Genomic DNA, 18,889 nt, shown 5'->3' with positions numbered 1-18,889 from the left:
AATTACTTTTCGTTGGATGCGTATTTGAAGTCGATGAAACCGAGCGGATCCACCACGACGTCTTTTACCGTGTCCTGCTTCACCCACGCGTAGGTGAAGTAGTAAATCGGCATCGCCGGCATTTCGTCCATGACGATGGCGTCCGCCTTTTTGAGGATTTCGTTGCGCTTTGTCGGGTCTGCTTCTTTTGCCGACTGTTCCAGCAGGGCGAGGAATTCCTTGTTCTCCCACTTGGACGTGTTCAGCCCGCCCTTGAAGACCTCGAAGAAGTTGATCGGATCGTTGAAGTCGCCGATCCAGCTTGCCCTGCCGATTTGGAAGTTGCCCAACTTCATCTGCTCGCGGTGAACCTTGTTTTCCTTGTTGACCAGTTTGACTTCGATGCCGAACGCCTTTCTCCACTGGTCTTGGATAACGGTTGCGATGCGCTGGTTCACTTCCGTCGTGTTGTAGGACAACGTGATCTCCGGCAGTTTGGAGATGCCCAGCTCCTTCATGCCTTCTGCCAGCAGCTTTTTCGCGGTCTCCACGTCGCCGTCCTTGAAGTAGCCGTCCGGATTGAAGGCCATCGTCGGCGGCAGGATGCCGAGCGCCGGCGTGCTCTTGTACGGCACGACATTCTCGGCGATATCCTTGCGGTTCACCGCGTATGCGAAAGCTTGGCGAATTTTCTTGTTGGAGAACGGAGGCTGTGACGTATTAAACACGTACCAGTACGTACCGGCGGTCGCCTGGGTTTGCATCTTGCCCGAGTCCTTCAGCGCATTGAGCGCATCAAGCGGCAAGTCGCCCAGCGGCGAACCCGCCCAGTCCAGTTCCCCTCTTTCGAACATGGACAGCTCGGTATTGGCGTCTTCGATCATGTTGATCGTCAGTTTGGACAGCTTGACTGCATCCTTGTCCCAGTAGGACTCGTTTTTCTCCAGTTCGATGACCGACTTGTGTTCCCACTTCTTCAGTACAAACGGACCGTTCCCCACGTACGTCTCGGGGCTGCCCGCCCAGTTTTCGTTGGCCTCCACCACATTCTTGTTGACAGGGAAGTAGGTGACGGAAGCGACCAACTGCGGGAAGAACGGCGCCGGGTTTTCCAGCGTGACGACCAGCGTCTTGTCGTCCGTTGCCTTTACCCCCACGTCTTCCGCCTTGGCCTTGCCCGCATTGTACGCCTGCCCGTTTTTCAGATAGTAGAGCTGGTACGCGTAACCCGATGCCGTCTCCGGGTTGAGCACCCGTTTCCAGGCGTATTCAAAGTCGTGCGCCGTGACCGGATCGCCGTTGGACCACTTGCTGTCGCGCAGATGGAACGTGTAGGTCAGCCCGTCCGCAGACACTTCGTACTTCTCGGCGACTGCTTCCTTGAGCTGGCCGTTTACGTCGAGGCGCAGCAGACCGTCAAACGCCGCGCGGGCCACTGACATGGACGGAATGTCTTCCGCCAGTCCCGGGTCGATCGTGCTGGGGTCACCCGTATTCAGGTTGACACGCAATTCTTGCGCGGATGCCTGCTGACCCTGCTCGGTTGGCGTATCCGCAGGTTTCGCCGCGTCTTGCGCACCATTCCCTCCACAGCCGGCAAACGCAAGGCTGGACAGAAGAACCGCGCATAGAGACAGTCTCTGTAATGTTTTCATAACATCCCCCTCATGAAACATTTTTTCTTGATTATGCCAAGTACGAGTACATATTATTATCTTATCTTATGAATATTTTGTCTATTGCCTATATTAATAATGTACGCGAAAGGAGTTGGCTGCGGTGCTCTCTGCCCTCGGGCCTTCACTTGAAAGATTAACGGAAGAAACCGGCGGTCAATGGGGAATTTACCTGGAGGATGTGCGGACAGGGGAACGGCTCGGCATCGCCGAACATCAGCGCTTCTACGCTGCCAGTCTGATCAAGGTGCCGATCATGACGGCAGTGTTTGCCGAGGCGTACGCCGGCAGACTGGCCCTATCGGACAAGCTCCGGCTGCGTCGGGAGGATCAGGTGGGCGGAGCCGGCGTGCTTCAGCACTTCACCCCGGGCACCGAACTGACCGTCTACGACGCCGTGACGCTGATGATCATTCAAAGCGACAATACAGCGACCAACATGCTGATCGATCTGATCGGCACGGACGCCATTCGCACCGCGATGAGCCGTACGGAAATGGTCAACAGTTCGTTTTACAACAAACTGATGATTGTGCCCGCGGAGCCGGAGGGCTACAACGAAGTGACGGCCGCCGACATGGGCAGCCATTTCCGTTTTTTGGCGACGGGAAAAGCGATCTCGTACAACAGCTGTCTGCAGATGATCAACATCCTCAAGGGGCAGCAGCACCGCGACCGGCTGCCGTGTCGCCTGCCCGATCCGGAAGGCGATGTCATCGGCATGCTGCCCAAGTGGGAGCTGGCGAACAAGACCGGAACGGTGACCAACATCACGCACGACGCCGGCATTTTGTACGTGGGCGGCCACGCCGTGATCATCTGCGCCCTGTCGAAGAACGTGGATGCCAAGGCTGCCGGTGAGGTGATGGGACAAATCGGACGGATGGTGTACGACCTGTACGCGGGCCGCTCCTGACCCATGCCGTGCAGGCAGGTGCCGCACAATGAAACGGCGTCCTCCCCGATTGGGAAGGACGCCTCTGTTGTATCGCGTGTCTACTTTTCGAGAATCAGCTTGCTTGCCTCGTACGCGCTGGAGAAAGAGAGCTCGGACAGTTGTCCCTGTCCTTCACACCAGTCGCCGGCAAAGAAGAGGTTACGGTAGTCCGGCAGGAAGATCGGCATGGGCTTCTGGTTCATGGTCCACTTGATCTCCTGCACCACGGCACGCGTCGAAACGCGCGGGACGACCAGATGTTCGCGCCAGCCCGGGAAGTGCTTGTCGTACAGCTGTTCAATTTCCTGTTTGCGCTGTTCGACCGCTTCCTTGTTGCCAACTTCCGATTGGCGCAGGTAGGCTGTCGCCTGCAGCAGTTGGCCTCCCTCCGGCACGCAGGTGGTGTCGTAGTAAGAGATGTCGGTGATGAAAATGTTGTTCTGCTTGTCGTATACATAGGTGTAGGGCACGTCGATCCGCTCTTTCAAGCCGATGTCGTACACCACCACGACCGTCGGTTCGTACAACGCGTACTGTTCGATGGCGTGCTCCAGCTTGGTATCCTTGAACACCTTGACCATTTCCTTGGGCGGAATGCAGCAGACGAACTCGTCGGCCGTATACTCCGCATCCGGGGTGACGGCGGCGATCACGCGGTCGTTTTCCCAGCGGAACGCCTCCACTCTGGTCTTGGTGAGAATCGTGCCGTTGTTGGCCTCGATGACGCGGACAAACTCGTTGATCAACGCCTGCCAACCGCCTCCGATGTAGGCCACCGGCTTGTTGGTCGTAAACAGGCGGCGATAGTAGGTAAAAAACACGTCGGACGGGATTTTTTCCGGCTCCCGGGTAAAGAAGTTGGAAGACGCCAGCGTCAGCATCATTTCTCGCACGTCCTCGCTGACGTTTTTCTTCTCCATCCATTTTTGGATCGACAGGTGCGGATGGCCCGTCTCCATCTTCAGCATCGTTTTCAAGATTTCAAAGGTAAACAGGACCTTGTCAATCCCTTTCAACAACTTGGTGCGGAACAGCCCCTGCACGTTAGCCGGAACGGCGGTCAGGTCGTCTCCCAAGTCGTATTTGGCTTTGTTGGGGTTGAAATCCTGCCAGTCGATCTGCAGGCCCAACTCTTTTTCAAACGTTTTCAAAATGGACGTGTCGCGTCCGTAGATGGCGTGAGCGCCAAAGTTGAAATTAAAGCCCTTGAGTTTCAGCGTGACAGCTCGCCCGCCCAAGGTACCCCGTTCCAAGAGCGCCACTTTCTTGCCCTTGGTCGAAAGATAGGCAGCAGCCGACAATCCGGCCAGTCCGCCGCCGACAATGACGACGTCATAGTGATTGGTTGTCATACAACAAACTCCCTTACGCACTCTCGAAGTTGATTCCTAATCCTCATAGAATAATAAGGGATGGACAAGGTGGAAGTCAACTAAAAATGAACTGTGTCTAATATTATACTCGATATACCATTTATTGGCTGATATCGCCAGTTTTTTACAACCGCACATACCTTTCGCCGACGGGTGATATATCTCGAAGTGATTCACCTAAGCGGGAGCAGCACCTGAACATCGGGCCGTACATCGGAAACGGAGATTGGATGCGTCGACAAGCATCTCAGCCCTGCTCGTTTCGCCGCGTCATCTGCTGCCAGACCGTGCCGCTGGCCGCTTCTCCGCTTTCGATCCGCTCCAGCGCCATCTTGATTTGCAGGCGCACCTCGAATTCCGGTTCGTCCTGGGCCGCTCGCAGCGCCTCCAACGCGGACTCGTCGCCCACTTCGTAAAGGAAGCGGGCCGCCCGCCAGCGGACCAGCTTGTTGGGGTCTTTCAACGCTTCTGCCATCGGGCCGATGGCGCGCGGGTCCCCCAGGTCGGACAGGGTGTCGCCCGCCGTACGCCGGACGGATACGGATTCGTCCCGCAGCGCTTCGAACAGATGAGGCAGCACCGCGTCCCCGCCGACCATCCCCAGGTAGACAACCGCCAGCCGACGGATGGAGGCTTTGGGATCGTGCAGGGCCTTGATCAGCACCGGCAAATCCGCTTCGGTCGGCTCCAGCCCATCCAGGGCGGCATACCGCTTTTGCCAGTCGGGATCGTCCAGCATCTCCAGTGTAACCACTTTTGTTTCCCGGCGTTCCGGCTGCAGCGGCGCCTCTCCCGGCTCCTGCTGCATCGCCAGCTTCACCAGCTCGTCCACCCGCTCCTGCGGATATGCGGCGTCGATCTCCTGCGCCACCACCTCGCCGATTTCGCGCAAATCACCGTAGCGGACGCCATGTTCCACCCACTTCCGCTCCATAATCAGGTTGGGCGAAGCTGACCCCGCATGAACGGCTGCCTTGCCGAACCGCTCCGGCAGTGCGGTGCGTACCTGCTCCGTTCCCATCGTCACCTTCACCTGCATCGGAATGCCGCGGAACATCTGAATGTATACTTGCGCTTCCCCCCAGCAGGTATCGCCTGCTTCCTGCGCCACAGCCGGCAGTGCAACTTCTCCATCAGGACCAAACGCTTCCCTGGCCTGCGTCAGAATCCGCTGCCAGTCAGCGGTTGACTTTCGCTCCAAGGCGAAAAAATCGGCCGTGTGGAAAATGGACGTCACACCCTCAATCGCCAGCAACTTGCGGATCAGGTCCGGAAGGGACGCTGTCGTTTCTTTTGTATATACGCGCTGTACACCGTCAGGCAAACGCTCGTCCACGTTCAGCTTCATCACGTTGGGACTGGGCGTCGGCTCGATGGACAACAGTTTCATATGAATCACTCCTCCAGCCACAATCACTCCTGTTTATCGTAGCACGACTGTCCCTTGCTTTCCATGTCAGCGGCCCGCGAAACTGCACCTTGCTGCCTCGACGTGCGTCTCCGTCAGCCGCTTGCGAGACTGCCGACGGCCCGGCCGGCCGCTCGCATCAGCGCAGAAATCTTCCCGTATCGTACGCAAGTTTGCGTCATTCCATTCGTTTGGCGGCCCAAAACAAAAGGCCCCGGACGGCGGCCTTTTTTTATCTCACGATTGTGGCATAGAATGGTAATCAGGAATCCCCGGAAAGGTGTGTTGAGTTCAGATGGAAAAATCGTTTTACTACCCGGTAAGCTGGCGCGACGCCCAGCGGTACAAGACGCTGTTGAACGCCAAGGGGGTCCCCTACCGAATCCAGTCTCCCGTGGACCTGCCTGTGCTGGAAGACGGCGAACTGGCCATCGTCTTTCCGTCCATCCCGCTTCGCCTCTACGCCTGGGTGCGAACGCTGTTTGTCCGGGACGGACTGCGGTATCCTGATTTTCTGTAAATCAAGCGCCCTGCCACCCCTTGATCGGGCAATGGCCATCGTATATGATGAAGACACATCAGACGGAATTTTCGGGCAATAAAATGGCGAGAGCGGCGACGGTTCGCACATTCCGGCAGGGACCGGAGAGCCGCCAGTTGGCTTAGCGAAAACCACCAGGAAAGACGGTGAGAATGTGACGCGGGAACAACACGAGGCATACGGCAGCATCGTGGACGTGCCGGGCGTCAAGGTGGGACAGGTGCAGGACGCGGAGGCGCTGACGGGCTGTACGGTGTTGGTCATGGAAAACGGGGCGGTCTGCGGCGTCGATGTGCGCGGCTCTGCCCCGGGCACACGGGAAACCGATCTGCTCCATCCGACCTGCCTGATCGAACGGGTACACGCCATCTGCCTGTCGGGGGGCAGCGCATACGGATTGGATGCGGCAAGCGGTGTGATGCGCTGGTTGGAGGAGCGGAACATCGGGTTTGACGTCGGCGTGGGTGTCGTACCGATCGTGCCCGCTGCCGTGCTGTTTGACCTGTCCGTCGGCAGCGCCAAGGTGCGGCCCGATCAGCAAATGGGGTACACAGCGGCCCAGCAGGCAAACACCCATCCGGTCAAGCAAGGCAACGTTGGAGCGGGAACCGGTGCGACAGTCGGGAAGCTGGCCGGCGTGCGCCACGCGATGAAAGGCGGCCTCGGCTCCGCCTCCCGCCGCCTGCCGAACGGTTTGGTCGTCGGGGCAATCGTTGCCGTCAATGCCGTAGGCGAAGTGCGTGATCCGGCAACCGGCAAGGTATTGGCCGGAGTGCGGGACGAGCACGGACAGATTCGCGACATCCGCTCCCTGATGATCGAACAGGGCACTTCATCCATCCTGCCCGGAACAAACACGACGATCGCCGTCGTGGCGAGCAACGCCAATTTTACCAAGGCCCAGGCCAACAAGGTGGCGCAGATGGCTCACAACGGCCTGGCCCGGACGATTTTTCCCGTTCACACGATGCACGACGGCGACACCATTTTCGCAGCCGCCACCGGCGGAGTGGACGCCTCCGTCGATCTGGTCGGCACGCTGTCGGCAGACGTGCTTGCCGAAGCGGTCGTCAACGCGATCATTGCCGCCGAGACCGCCGGGGGAATCCCGGCCTATCGCGATCTGCGCTCCCAGGCTTGAAGTCGGTGCAGTTCGCTTGCCGTTTGTGGCAAACCTGCCATGCAACACGACAAACGCCCTCCGGCTGGACAAACCGCCGGAGGGCGTTTTTTACAGGTTCCGAACAGGGGCTTCTCCATTCCCGTGCCTTTTTTGTTATGAGCCGATACCCGTTTTCACTCGACTTCCACAATCCAGCCGTACGGGTCGGCGATCTCTCCGTACTGAATGCCGGTCAAGGTGCCGTAGAGCTTTGCCGTCAGTTCACCGATCTGTTCGTGGTTAATGACCATGTGGTGATCGTTCCAGCCCAGCACTCCGATCGGGGATACGACCGCCGCCGTCCCAGTGCCGAACGCTTCCTCCAGTTCGCCCCTGGTGTACGCGACGTACAAGTCTTCCATCGACAGCTTCTCCTCGCGCACGGGGATGCCCCAATCGCGCAGAAGGTGGTTGACGGAGTCCCGCGTAATGCCGCCCAGGATGCTGCCGTGCAGCGGAGGCGTCCACACTTCCCCGTTTATTTTGAAAAACACGTTCATGCTGCCTACTTCTTCAATGTATTTGTTCTCGATGGCATCCAGCCACAGCACCTGTTCATAGCCTTTTGCATGCGCGTCTTCCTGCGCCTTCAGGCTGGCCGCGTAATTGCCGGATACCTTGGCAAAGCCGGTCCCTCCCCTGACGGCACGGACGTAGCGGCTCTCCACATGGATTTTGACCGGCTTCATTCCCCCTGCGTAATAGGCGCCGACAGGTGACAGGACGATGACCAGTTTGTACGACTCGGACGCCCGAACCCCCAGGTAAGGCTCTGTGGCGAACATGAACGGACGTATGTAGAGCGACGTTCCCCGTTCCCGCGGCACCCAGTCTTTTTCCAGGCTGATCAGGGTTCGCAGCGCCTCCAGGAACAGTTCTTCGTCAATCGACGGCATGCTGAGTCTGGCGGCAGACAGGTTCAACCGCTGCGCGTTTTTCTCGGGACGAAACAGCAGGATGCGATCGTCACTGGTCCGATACGCTTTCATGCCTTCAAAAATGGCCTGTCCGTAGTGAAGCACCAAGGCCGCCGGGTCGAGTGCGAGCGGCGCGTACGGAACGATTCGCGGATCGTGCCAGCCTATTTCCGCGGAGTAGTCCATAACAAACATATGGTCGGTAAAATACCGGCCAAAGCCCAGACAGCTGCTGTCGGGCTTCTCTTTTTTGCGGTCGGTTTGCGTGATGGTGATCGGGTACGGCATTTCTTTTCATCTCCCTGTCTTTGATACAAATCCTGATTACTCGTAACTATAGCACAACCGTTCCGAAGTGAAAAACTATTCTGAACATTAATATGACGATCATGCTGTTACGGCTGTGTTCAATGGCGGGTGTGAGGTCACTCCCGCAAAAAAGAAGCCCTCCGCAAAATGAAGCCCCTCCCGGAAGCCGAAACATCCGGGAGGTCTCCTGCCATACGAACTAAAGCTGTGTCTAAAGCTGCCGACTATTTGCTGCGTTCAATCTCCTCGATCAACGCGGACAGTTCCGCCCAGCGATCAATTGCCGCTTCCAGCTCGGCTGACACCTGCTGTTCTTCCGCAAACAGCTTCTCCACCTTGGCGTAATCGCTGCCCGCTTCGGCAATGGCTTGTTTCAACACTGCGCTCCGCTCCTCCAGCGCCGCGATCCGGGACTCGATCTGCTCCCATTCTTTCTGTTCCTTGTAGGAAAGTCGACGCGGACGGTTGGTTCCCCTGCCCGCTCCGCTTCCGTCACGGGAGTCGGCCGCCGCAGACTGCGCCTTGTCCGCGCGCCGTTTGGACAGGGCTTCCGCTTCCTGTTCCCGGCGTCGCGTGTCCAGGTACTCCGAGTAATTGCCCATGAAGTGGCGAATTTTCCCATCCCCTTCGAAGGCAAACAGGTGGTCAACGGTCCGATCAAGAAAGTAGCGGTCGTGAGACACCGTAATGACAGTGCCGGGGAAGTGTTCCAGATAGTCCTCCAGGATGCTCAGTGTCTGAATGTCCAGATCGTTTGTCGGCTCGTCCAGGAAAAGGACGTTCGGCTCGCCCATCAGCGTGCGCAGCAGGTAGAGCCGCCGTTTTTCCCCGCCCGACAGCCGGGAGATGGGGGTCCACTGCAGATGCGGCGGAAACAAAAACCGCTCCAGCATCTGGGATGCGGTGATCGTCTGGCCGTCGCTGGTGCGAATTACTTCGGCCGCTTCCTTGACGTATTCGATCACGCGCATGCTTTCGTCCATCTCCACGTTCTCCTGCGTGTAGTAAGCCAGTTTGACCGTCTGCCCCACCACGATGGTGCCCGCGTCCGGCTGGATACGGCCCGCGAGCATGTTCAACAGGGTTGACTTGCCGCTGCCGTTGGGGCCGATGATGCCGACGCGGTCCCCGGGCTGGACGATGTAGCTGAAATCGTCAATCAGCTTGCGCTCCCCATACCCTTTACTGATGTGCTGGATCTCCATCACGGTTTTGCCCAATCGGCTGGCCCCAAGCGACATCTCGATCGTTTGCACCGGTCCATCCACTTTACGGTCGCGCAGTTCCTCCACGCGTTGGACGCGGGCCTTCTGTTTGGTCGTCCGCGCTTTTGCCCCTCGGCGCAGCCAGGCCAGCTCCCGCCTCAGCAGATTTTGCCGTTTGCTTTCCGCAGCTGCTTCGCGCTCTTCCCGTTCCGCTTTCTTTTCCAGGAAGACGGCGTAGTTGCCCTCATAGCTGTACAGCTTGCCGCGATCCAGCTCACAGATGCGGGTGGTGACGCGGTCGAGAAAATAGCGGTCGTGCGTGACGAACAAGAGCGCCCCTTTGTAGCGGGACAGGTAATCTTCCAGCCACTCCACCGTCTCATTGTCCAGGTGGTTGGTCGGCTCATCCAGGATGAGCAGGTCTGCCGGTTGAATCAGGGCGCGGGCCAGCGCCACCCGTTTGCGCTGCCCGCCGGACAGTTCGTGCACCTGTTGGGTAAAATTGTGGATGCCCAGCTTCGTCAAGATCGTTTTGGCCTGAGTGCTGGCCTCCCAGGCATCGGCCGCGTCCATCCTGCTCTGCAGCGAGTACAGCCGCGCCTGTTTTTTCTCGTCATGCGGGTCGGTCTGCAGGTCAGCCACGGCCTGCTCGTACTGGCGCAGCAACTGGATGAGCGGCGTGTCGCCGTAAAACACCTGTTCCAGCACGGTGGAGCGTTCCACGAAAACCGGATGCTGCGGCAAATACTCCACGCGAAAGGATTTGGCGTGAACGATCTGTCCGCTGTCTGCCGTCTCCTGTCCGGCCAGGATTTTCAACAGCGTGGATTTGCCCGTGCCGTTGACGCCGATCAGCCCGATCCGCTGTTGTTCGGCGATATGAAAGGATATGTCGTCAAACAGGACTTTCTCCCCATAGCTCTTGGAGAGATGTTCAACTGATAGGATATGCATTGTCGTCACCCAAACTTGTGAAAGATGGATCAACCCGTGCTCCGGAAGACAGATAGCAAAAAACCAGGGGACTTCTCCCCTGGCACCCGTTTTCTTCCGGTGGGGTTGGTTCTGCTAGACGTCACGTAGAGGAAACCTCGCCGTTTCATCGTAGCAAACCCCAGCTTCTTTCGTCAAAGGGGACGGCCTGTCGGGAGCAGTCAGCTGCACCGGACGATGGCGATATCTTAGAAACAGACCGCAGCCCCCCGCGCTCCAGGCTCCAGGAATTACTGCAGGGAAAACAGCAGTTTTCTGCCTTCCTTCGATACCCGAACGCGATCGGTATGCTTCAATGCCTTTTGCACAATTATGTATGGACTTGGCCATTCAACGCCCTTTTTCTGCTGCAGTTTGTCATACAACTCTGCAAGCGTCAGCGGTCCTGCCGCTTCCTCCAGAATCGCTTCAATATCCTTGGCGATTCCCGGATAATCGTGGTGCTGATACGCCTTTCTGGGTCTCCCTACGTGTTTGTCCAACACTTCTCGCGGCATCGCCTGCCAGCTCGCAAGGTCCTCTTCCTGCTCTTGTGTCTCGGCAGGAAGGCCGTACTGCTCGTCCAGCTCACGGATTCGGTGCAAAACCTGTTTGATCTCGCTCCCCAATTCTTTGTCACGATCAACGTACTCGCGTCTCAAGGATACCCGCAGTTCCAGCAATGACTGCAAGGTCATCTGTAACGCCTTCCGTTCATGAAACGCTGCTGACATATTTTCCTCCTCTGTTTTTGTTTGTTACCATGATAAACCATTTCCTGGAGGCCGAGGAGTAACTGCAGTCCTGAAAGAAAAGCGCGGATTGGAACGATAGTAGGAATCCAGGCGAGTGAACGCGCATTTGCGCAGGGGAAGTCGAGACAAAAGCCCTAGGGAGGCATGGACAGAAATGGTGCAGCGGAAAAAAGCGGTTGCGCGAAAACTCGCCGGGATGCGTCGCTTAAACGCCGGCTGTCCCCCGCCCGCGTTTTGTTTGTCTAACCGGCTAGGCGCACATGACTGATTGCAGGATGGCCAGGTTGGTCCGTTCGTTCAACCGAAGCTGGTCGGCGTGCAGCCAGACGTCGACTGGCGTCACCGGCAGTTCGCCGCAGACGTCGATGCCGAGTACGTTTTTCTGCCGAACGAGCGCCTTGAGTGATGCGAGCAGTTCCCGCAGATGCATGTTTCCATGATCCCAGTTGGTTACGGCGAAGGCGCGATTCAGCACGTCCTTGTCGATACTGATGTACACATCTTCGGTCGCGATGGCGGAAAGCAGCTCCTGCGGATCGCCTGCGTTCGGGCGAAGTACAACTTTTCCCTGCGCATCGGACAGGCAGAGCGTTTGCTCCGCAGAAACGCCGACAATCAGCACGCGCCTGAGGTGAGGAAGACGTGCTGCCGCTTCGGCCACCCACGAACCGCACGTCAACACCCCGGCCATGTCGTCCGAACGCTTCGCATCAGTGTGATTGTCAAACAGGACGAGGCTGAACGGCCGATTGATTTCGCTCAGCAGAAGATAGGTGACATAGTGATAATTGCCGTTTCCGATAAACGTGATGCCGCGACCGGTCCGGGCCGACAACCTGCGGCTGATTTCTGTCAGCGCCCTTTCTGCGCAAAACAGGTTGGCTTCCGCAATGTCCGCCAGGTCGATCCATTCGTCGGCAACATCGGACAGCTTGTGCTGCCAGGGGTATGCATCGTCAAAGTTCAGCAACGTCACGTCATGATGAAGGAGTCCCATGATCATCAAATCCTTTCCTTGCGAAAACGAAATTGTGCTCAACGGTGTTCCTTTCATGAGGTGTCGGGTATGAACTTTGTTGATGGCTTTATTATACAACACAAACGCCAGGGAGGGAAAAACGGGAGGCAGATAAAAAAAGAGCCGACCACCATGCAAGTGATCGGAGGAGTAGTACGTGAATACGTTCATTATACAAATGAATGATGCCAATCTCCTTAGGGGAGTGATGGAAAGACAGGAAAAAAGCAGGGGACTGCTCTCCCCTGCCTTGTGTATGGTGCTGGTGAAGGGACTCGAACCCCCGACCTGCTGATTACGAATCAGCTGCACTACCACTGTGCTACACCAGCATTATGTTCTTTTGTGAGTCAGGTCGACCGACCAGTTTTTGTATCGATCGCGCTCACAGGTTTTATTCTAGTAAACATTCCACAAAAAATCAAGAGGAAAATGAAAAAAATCCTCCACTTTTTTCTGTCAGTATCCCGACAGCTCCGCTTCCACTGTTTTCAGCACCGTGCCGATCAATGCGTCGCCGATCACCAGGTCGGCCAGATCGTCCAAAGGGGTGGGCTCTCGGTTGATGATCACCAGTCTGGCCCCGGCTGCTTTTGCCTGCTGCGGAAACCAGTTGGCCGGGCTGACCACGAGCGACGATCCCAACACGAGAAACAGATCGGCTTGTTCCGTCCACTCCGATGCCTTCGCCAGCGCTGCTTGCGGCAGCGCTTCTCCAAACAGCACGACCGTCGGACGCAGAAAACCGCCACAGTCGCATACCGTCCCGTCCGGCTGCAGGTAACGCGCTGCCGGGTAGGTACGCTCGCACGCCAGACAGCACAGCGTGCCCAGGTTTCCGTGCAATTCAGCCACGTTCCGGCTGCCCGCCTGCTGATGGAAGCCGTCCACGTTTTGGGTGATGATTCCGCGAATCCGCCCGCGACGTTCCCATTCGGCCAAAATGGCGTGCCCCTCGTGCGGACGGCAGGCCAGAAGCCCTTCGATGCGCATCCGGTAAAAAGCTGCAAACCCCTCGCGATTGTGCCGCAGCGCCTGAGTGCTGGCCAGTTGGGTCGGGTCCTTGCCCTGCCATATTCCTGACTGCGCCGAACGAAAATCGGGCAGCCCGCTTTCCGTCGACATGCCCGCTCCCGTAAACACGACGGCCTGTCTGGCATCCCGGAGCCATTCCGCTAGCATCTTCATCTGCGTCTCTCCCCTTTTCACGCAAACGTCTCCTCCACATATTGTATAGGAAGAGCGTTGTGTTTGTATACGAGGGGGTGTCGGCATGGCCATTTATTTGGTGTCGGATATTCACGGTCACTATGAGGTGCTGCGGACAGCGTTGGATCGCGTCAGCTTTTCTCCGCAGCAGGGCGATCGCCTGTACGTCCTGGGGGACGTGGTGGACCGTGGACCGCAGTCGAGGGAGGCACTGCAGTACCTGCTGAATTTGAGACAAACCTATCCGGACCGAATCGTTCTCATCAAGGGCAATCACGAGCAGATGCTGCAGGATTGGTTGGAAGGAAAGGGGGACGCCAACCTTTACTTGCGGATCAACGGCGGTGACGCCACCATCCGCTCCTATCTCGGCCGACAGTCCCTGCGGCGCGCCTTCCTGGGCGGCCTTCCCGCTTTGAACGATCAGGAATCGGCACGCAGATACATTCTCTCCCGCTATTCCTATCTGCTGCCTTCGCTCGCCTCCCTGCCGCTGTACGTGGAAATGCCAGCCGATCCGGCATCCGGGGCTCCGGCCGCCCTCTTCGTTCACGCCGGCATCCGTCCCGGCATCCCGCTCGACCAGCAGCGGCCCGAAGACCTCCTCTGGATCCGCCAGCCGTTTTACCAGTCATACAGGGGAGAAACGGTGATCGTATTTGGCCACACGCCTGTTTCCATGCTCCCCGGCTATACCAGGAACGGGGTGTGGCGGCGCGGCAACCTGATCGGCATCGACGGCGGCGCGGCCTCATGGCAGGGCGGTATTTTGCTGGTGGAGTGGCCGTCGCTTCGCTACGTGTACGTACCGGTGCGTGAGGTGTATCCCTCGCCGCGCATCCATCTTCGCTAGCTGCCGCCGTATGATTTCGGCGGCTTTTTTGCGCGTGTCTTTGGAATTTTGATCCGCTGCACAGGGCAGCAACCGGGACAAGCCATCCCGCCGCCGACAACTGCCGGCGTCGCTTTTTTGGGCAATCAATGTCTTTCAAAAAAATTACTTTAAATAAGTTACTTCCCATTCGTAATGTGTGATAAGATGAGGACGAGGTGTTGATATGCGACGAGAACAAATAAAAGAATACGCGCTGTTCGGTTCATGGGTGGTATCACTCATCGCTACAGCTGGAAGCCTGTTTTTTTCGGAGGTGATGAAATACATTCCCTGTGAACTGTGCTGGTTCCAGCGGATTTTCATGTACCCGCTGGTCATTCTGTTGGGAGTCGCCGCCGTAAAAAAAGATTACCGCATGTCATCATACGCCTTGATCCTTTCTGTCATCGGCGGGTGCATCTCCCTGTACCACTATCTGATTCAAAAAGTGCCCGCTCTGAACGATCTGGGTAATGCTTGCGGCATCATTCCCTGCAACACGGACTATATCAACTGGTTTGGCTTTATCACCATACCTTTTCTCGCCCTGGTCGCCTTCATCATGATTGCTGTGCTGCAAATCTACATTCGCAGATACGAAAAGGAGTGCTAAGTCATGAAAAAGGTCATTGTTCTTTCAGTCATTGTGGCCGCCCTGTTGATCGCCGCAATTGTCTACTCCGACATCGCGAACAAAAAGGCAGCGGAAGGCAATCCCTTCGGCAAAGCCAACCTACATCCGGCCACGATCGAACAACTAAACGATCCGCTTTACGACAACCAGATTCTCCCGGATCAACTGAAAGCAAAGCTGGACGAAAAAGAGGAACTGTTCGTCTACTTTTACAGCCCCACCTGCGAGCACTGCCGGGCTACCACGCCCGTCCTGGTGCCGGTGGCCAAAGAGCTGAACGTGGACGTCAAAAAGCACAACCTGCTGGAATTCAGCGCCAGTTGGGACGCGTACGGCATCGAGTATACCCCTACCCTGGTCCACTACAAGGACGGCAAGGAAGTCTCCCGCCTCGTCGGCGGACAAACCGGCGAGCAGCTGAAATCCTGGTTCCAGGAGCAAACGAAATGACATGAGCCTCCCCCCGCGGGAGGTTTTTCCGTGTTGTTGGCCATAAAAATGGCAGTTGTGTGAACGATCCATCCATCTGTCCGGAAATAGCCCGTTCGAGCCATTAGGCTTTTCCCTGTTCTTGCCTATAATTGAGGGAGGTGGGTCATCCTCAATCGAGCCTCGTCTCTGAGTAAAAGCGATCATCCGACGGCGTCTGACAACCCGTCGGGAACAGGAAGAAAGAGGGGTCATTCAGCATGAAGCGATACATAGCCGCGTTGATCGGGGCACTGGCTCTGATGGCCGCTGGCTGCGGCGGCCAGGAAGAAGCCGTGCCGTCCGCCAGTCCGGTGGAGGTGGTGCTGGCGCTCACGCCGAAGGAACCGGTCGCCGGAGAAGCGATCACCTTTGCGGTCACGGTGACACAGGACGGCGCTCCCGTCAACGACGCCAGCAGCGTGGAGTTTGAACTGTGGAAAGACGGGCAGGAACAGCACGCAACGATCCCCGCGACGCTGGCAAAAGACGGCGTCTACACGGCGCAAACATCATTTGCCGAACCCGGCTCCTACTACGTGATGTACCACGTGACCGCGCGTGACTTCCACAACATGCAGAAGCATCCTTTTACGGTCAAGGCAGCCGGCAGCGACCAACCCACGTCTCAACCGGAGAACCATGACGGTCACGGCAACGGACAAGCCGTCAATCACGAGCACGGCGGTGAACACGGCGCGGACCACCAGCACACCAGTGGCATCAACTATCACTTTCAAGCAGCTGACACGCTCACAGCCAACGAAACGGCCGCTTTGACCGTCAGCCTGACAAAAGACAACCAGCCGCTTAGCAAAGCCGCGGTACGTTTTGAATACTGGCGCGCAGGCGAAGAACGCCATCAGTTTGTCGACGCCGCGGAAACGCAGCCGGGCGTATACAGCGCATCCGTCACCCTGCCCGCTTCCGGTGACTACACGGTCAACGTCCACGTGGAAAAAGACGAAACGATCCACGACCACAAGGAGTACACCCTCCACGTCCGATAATCGCAGCGAAAACCCTTGCAGGTGCAAGGGTTTTCGTGTTGCAGGCAAAGTCCTAAGTGTCACTGGAAAGCATGTTGTATTTTTCCTCAAATAAGGTAAAATGGAAGCAAGGTCCCATGCGTTTGAGCAGGGGGCCACATTCTTTTATTCGGAGGAGATTGCAGTATGAAGATGAGGCGAACGCCCTGGCGACTCACAACCTTTGCTGAACGGTGGTCCATTCCAATACGAATAGGAGATGATTACGGTGAACCATAGCACCCTCACCCCCCTGCACCGCCGACTGGTGGAGCAGCTTGTCTATTTTGACGAACAGCGCACTCCATTCCTGGATTTGCATTTTGCCGGAAAACCGGCCGAACGCCAAAAAGCCAGCCAGTGGCTGGATCTGTACGTATCGACAGTGGAATCCCTGCTGCAAGAGACAGCCGGGAACACAACGTCCGATCTGCCCAAAGTGGTGATCGGATCACAAGTAACGCTGCACTATGTTGAAGATGGATACGAGGAGCAGTTGACGATCTGCTTCCCGGAACAGACCGATCCGGATGCGGGACGCATCTCGTTCCTGTCGCCCCTCGGTCGACAGTTGCTGATGCAGGCCGTAGACGACACACTGCGCCTGGAAATGCCCATGGGCACGACAGAGGTGATCGTGCGCGCCGTCCGCTTCGTCGACTGGTAACGTGGAAAACAACGGCACTTCCGCCGTGTATATACAGTTCATAGACTGCGGCCATCGGCAAAGGATGGCCGCTTTTCTTTTCCGTGTGCATTCCGTGTCAACGGCCTGTTTTGATCTGCCCGCGGTTCGCCTTAATGAGCGACAGCAGGTACGCCTTCACGTCCACGATGCGGGCGGGCGGTGCGGGCAGCCTCCCTTTCCCCGCTGCGATGAAGGGAACCAGGGAGTCCTCGCGATGCAGTCCCCCGTGGTTGCCTCCGCCCGGATGGTTGGGCGATCCGTTGGCGTGAAATTCGGCACCTGGAACGGCCGTCACGACCAGGTACTTGCCGGGATGCGAATGCAGCGCGCCATGCAGGCGGCTCAAGCCATCAGGGTATGCCCGTGAATGGATGCGCCCGGTGACGCCATCGCGGGCCAGGCCCAGCACCGCCCAGTCCCCCTCGACGTCCCATGTGCGCCCGTACGGGTCCCGGTGCGTTCCGCCAAGCCGGAAGCGCAGACGGTTGCCGCTGCCGCCGCGTTGGACCTGTACCCACTCTCCTTCCTTCCAAGCGATCAGATCGATCCGCGGTTCGTTGCCCAAGGCGTTGAGCAACCCGGACAGCGTCGCTTGCGGCGACAAGGCGTATACATAACACATCCGGCCGTTGACGGCAATTGCGACATCGTCTTGGGTGTCTGCCTGCCTTCCCAACGGCAGGACGCGATACCCGGCTGCGGTCAACTTCTTGTCCAGCTCGATGACGGCAGCCGTCCTGTCCGCTGCCGTCGCTGCCACACCGCTGTCGCCGATGACGACAAACACATGGTGTTCCAGCGCCCGCCGCCAATCGCCGAACGCATTGAGGATGATCTGCAGCTGCCGGTCCAAGGTTTCTACGCCGGACGTATCATCGGGGCCGTTTTTGTGCAGCCGGCCGTCCATGTCGGGAAAATAGGCAACGGTCACATCCGGAAGCCGGCCCTCACCCACCAGGCTGACGAGGCTCTGCGCGGTGTAGGCATCGTTAAAGCCGAACGCCTGCAGCGGCCCCTCCGGCAGTGGCTGACGCGTTACACTGGACAGCGTCCCGAAGCCGAGCAGATGCGGCCCCCTGACGGAAATCTTCTGTGTGTTCAGGACGAGCTTGGCCAGATTGGCCGGCAGGATCAGTTCGTGCGGAACGTTGCCCCGATAGATCAGACCGTTGATGGAGGCGGAGGTGAGTCCCGCCTGATCCAGCTCTTCATGCAGCGTCTCAACCCGCTTGGAGAGATGCTGCTGATTCAGGTTGTACAAGCTGTCCGTCAGCAGTTGCCGGGGACCGTACTGCCACACGACACGCGAGCCGTCGCCGTAGTTGACGATCCGCTTTTCCGCGGAATGATACCAGAGCAGTCCGGGAATTCCGTGCCCGTCGGCATAGGTTCCGGTCAACAGCGAACTGTCGACGGTGAGTGACATGGTGGGAAAAGAACTGATGACATCCCGCTTGTAGACGCCGTTTTCGATGAGAAACCGGAGCGCCGGTAGCTTGTTGGCGGCGAGCAGCCGGTCGATTGACGAGGACAGCAGGGAATCGACCAGCAGGACGATGACCTTTGGGCGATCGCCAGTCGCTTGGAGACGGGCTGTCCGGGGCTGGGGCGTCTCGTCCGCATGCGGACCGCCGCAGGAGACAATTGAGAGGGACATCAGGGCAGTGACAAGCAGTGCGACACATGTTTTTCGCAACACCATTGATCCTCCATACCGAACGTGAAATAGTCTTGTC

At 57.7% G+C, this 18,889-nt stretch carries 18 protein-coding genes and 1 tRNA gene; 9 read left to right on the top strand and 10 right to left on the bottom strand.

The features are described from left to right. Positions 1-2 precede the first annotated feature (2 nt). The gene (locus IRT44_RS12280) at positions 3-1,634 is read right to left on the bottom strand and encodes a peptide ABC transporter substrate-binding protein (protein WP_212132417.1); all 1,632 of its coding nucleotides are present in this window, start codon (positions 1,632-1,634) and stop codon (positions 3-5) included. Positions 1,635-1,758: 124 nt separating this feature from the next. Here IRT44_RS12280 and IRT44_RS12275 point away from each other — a divergent pair, with 124 nt between their 5' ends. Then, on the top strand, positions 1,759-2,571 hold the full coding sequence (locus IRT44_RS12275) for a serine hydrolase (protein ID WP_230076751.1): 813 nt from the start codon (positions 1,759-1,761) through the stop codon (positions 2,569-2,571). A gap of 80 nt (positions 2,572-2,651) precedes the next feature. Here IRT44_RS12275 and IRT44_RS12270 read toward each other — a convergent pair whose 3' ends face one another. Beyond that, complete coding sequence (locus tag IRT44_RS12270; protein ID WP_171565371.1) at positions 2,652-3,944, bottom strand: phytoene desaturase family protein; 1,293 nt, start codon at positions 3,942-3,944, stop codon at positions 2,652-2,654. 268 nt (positions 3,945-4,212) lie between these two features. Continuing rightward, positions 4,213-5,355: a virulence factor gene (locus IRT44_RS12265; RefSeq protein WP_171565372.1), complete on the bottom strand. Its 1,143-nt coding sequence runs from the start codon at positions 5,353-5,355 to the stop codon at positions 4,213-4,215. A 313-nt stretch (positions 5,356-5,668) separates the two neighbouring features. Between IRT44_RS12265 and IRT44_RS12260 the strand changes: the two genes are divergently transcribed. Both IRT44_RS12260 and IRT44_RS12255 read left to right on the top strand, forming a co-directional pair. Further along, complete coding sequence (locus IRT44_RS12260; protein ID WP_171565373.1) at positions 5,669-5,893, top strand: hypothetical protein; 225 nt, start codon at positions 5,669-5,671, stop codon at positions 5,891-5,893. A 175-nt stretch (positions 5,894-6,068) separates the two neighbouring features. Next, the gene (locus tag IRT44_RS12255) at positions 6,069-7,055 is read left to right on the top strand and encodes a P1 family peptidase (protein WP_230076750.1); all 987 of its coding nucleotides are present in this window, start codon (positions 6,069-6,071) and stop codon (positions 7,053-7,055) included. 155 nt (positions 7,056-7,210) lie between these two features. On the opposite strand, the gene IRT44_RS12250 is transcribed toward IRT44_RS12255, so the two are convergent. The 4 genes from IRT44_RS12250 to IRT44_RS12235 form a co-directional block, all read right to left on the bottom strand. After that, positions 7,211-8,281, bottom strand: coding sequence for a branched-chain amino acid aminotransferase (locus IRT44_RS12250; protein WP_230076749.1), 1,071 nt, complete (start codon positions 8,279-8,281; stop codon positions 7,211-7,213). A gap of 245 nt (positions 8,282-8,526) precedes the next feature. Beyond that, the gene (locus IRT44_RS12245; protein ID WP_230076748.1) at positions 8,527-10,461 is read right to left on the bottom strand and encodes an ABC-F family ATP-binding cassette domain-containing protein; all 1,935 of its coding nucleotides are present in this window, start codon (positions 10,459-10,461) and stop codon (positions 8,527-8,529) included. Positions 10,462-10,730: 269 nt separating this feature from the next. Next, entirely contained in the window at positions 10,731-11,213 is a 483-nt protein-coding gene (locus tag IRT44_RS12240) for a hypothetical protein (protein ID WP_171565377.1), read from the bottom strand. A gap of 271 nt (positions 11,214-11,484) precedes the next feature. After that, entirely contained in the window at positions 11,485-12,237 is a 753-nt protein-coding gene (locus IRT44_RS12235; RefSeq protein ID WP_326838917.1) for an arginase family protein, read from the bottom strand. Between the two features lie 63 nt (positions 12,238-12,300). On the opposite strand from IRT44_RS12235, the gene IRT44_RS12230 reads away from it, so the two are divergent. Then, on the top strand, positions 12,301-12,438 hold the full coding sequence (locus IRT44_RS12230; RefSeq protein WP_171565378.1) for a hypothetical protein: 138 nt from the start codon (positions 12,301-12,303) through the stop codon (positions 12,436-12,438). Between the two features lie 71 nt (positions 12,439-12,509). Here IRT44_RS12230 and IRT44_RS12225 read toward each other — a convergent pair. Both IRT44_RS12225 and IRT44_RS12220 read right to left on the bottom strand, forming a co-directional pair. Next, positions 12,510-12,584, bottom strand: a tRNA-Thr gene (locus IRT44_RS12225). 127 nt (positions 12,585-12,711) lie between these two features. Then, complete coding sequence (locus IRT44_RS12220; RefSeq protein WP_230076747.1) at positions 12,712-13,440, bottom strand: NAD-dependent deacylase; 729 nt, start codon at positions 13,438-13,440, stop codon at positions 12,712-12,714. Positions 13,441-13,525: 85 nt separating this feature from the next. Between IRT44_RS12220 and IRT44_RS12215 the strand changes: the two genes are divergently transcribed. The 5 genes from IRT44_RS12215 (at position 13,526) to IRT44_RS12195 (ending at position 17,132) form a co-directional block, all read left to right on the top strand. Continuing rightward, positions 13,526-14,314: a metallophosphoesterase family protein gene (locus tag IRT44_RS12215; RefSeq protein WP_212132419.1), complete on the top strand. Its 789-nt coding sequence runs from the start codon at positions 13,526-13,528 to the stop codon at positions 14,312-14,314. Between the two features lie 205 nt (positions 14,315-14,519). After that, positions 14,520-14,948 carry a disulfide oxidoreductase gene (locus tag IRT44_RS12210; RefSeq protein ID WP_171565380.1) on the top strand — a complete coding sequence of 143 codons (429 nt, stop codon included), beginning with the start codon at positions 14,520-14,522 and terminating at the stop codon, positions 14,946-14,948. Positions 14,949-14,951: 3 nt separating this feature from the next. After that, positions 14,952-15,419 (top strand): thioredoxin family protein, encoded by a 468-nt coding sequence (locus IRT44_RS12205; protein ID WP_171565381.1) that lies wholly within the window; start codon positions 14,952-14,954, stop codon positions 15,417-15,419. A 239-nt stretch (positions 15,420-15,658) separates the two neighbouring features. Then, complete coding sequence (locus IRT44_RS12200; RefSeq protein ID WP_212132420.1) at positions 15,659-16,447, top strand: FixH family protein; 789 nt, start codon at positions 15,659-15,661, stop codon at positions 16,445-16,447. A gap of 247 nt (positions 16,448-16,694) precedes the next feature. Beyond that, on the top strand, positions 16,695-17,132 hold the full coding sequence (locus IRT44_RS12195) for a GreA/GreB family elongation factor (protein ID WP_171565383.1): 438 nt from the start codon (positions 16,695-16,697) through the stop codon (positions 17,130-17,132). 97 nt (positions 17,133-17,229) lie between these two features. On the opposite strand, the gene IRT44_RS12190 is transcribed toward IRT44_RS12195, so the two are convergent. Then, a complete protein-coding gene (locus tag IRT44_RS12190) occupies positions 17,230-18,849 on the bottom strand; it encodes an alkaline phosphatase family protein (protein WP_230076746.1) in 1,620 nt (539 codons plus the stop codon). Positions 18,850-18,889 lie beyond the last annotated feature (40 nt).

The organism is Brevibacillus sedimenti (genome assembly GCF_020923495.1).
GTDB lineage: Bacteria > Bacillota > Bacilli > Brevibacillales > Brevibacillaceae > Brevibacillus > Brevibacillus aydinogluensis.
Note: the sequence above shows the minus strand (reverse complement) of the source record. Positions and strands in the feature narration are given on the sequence as shown.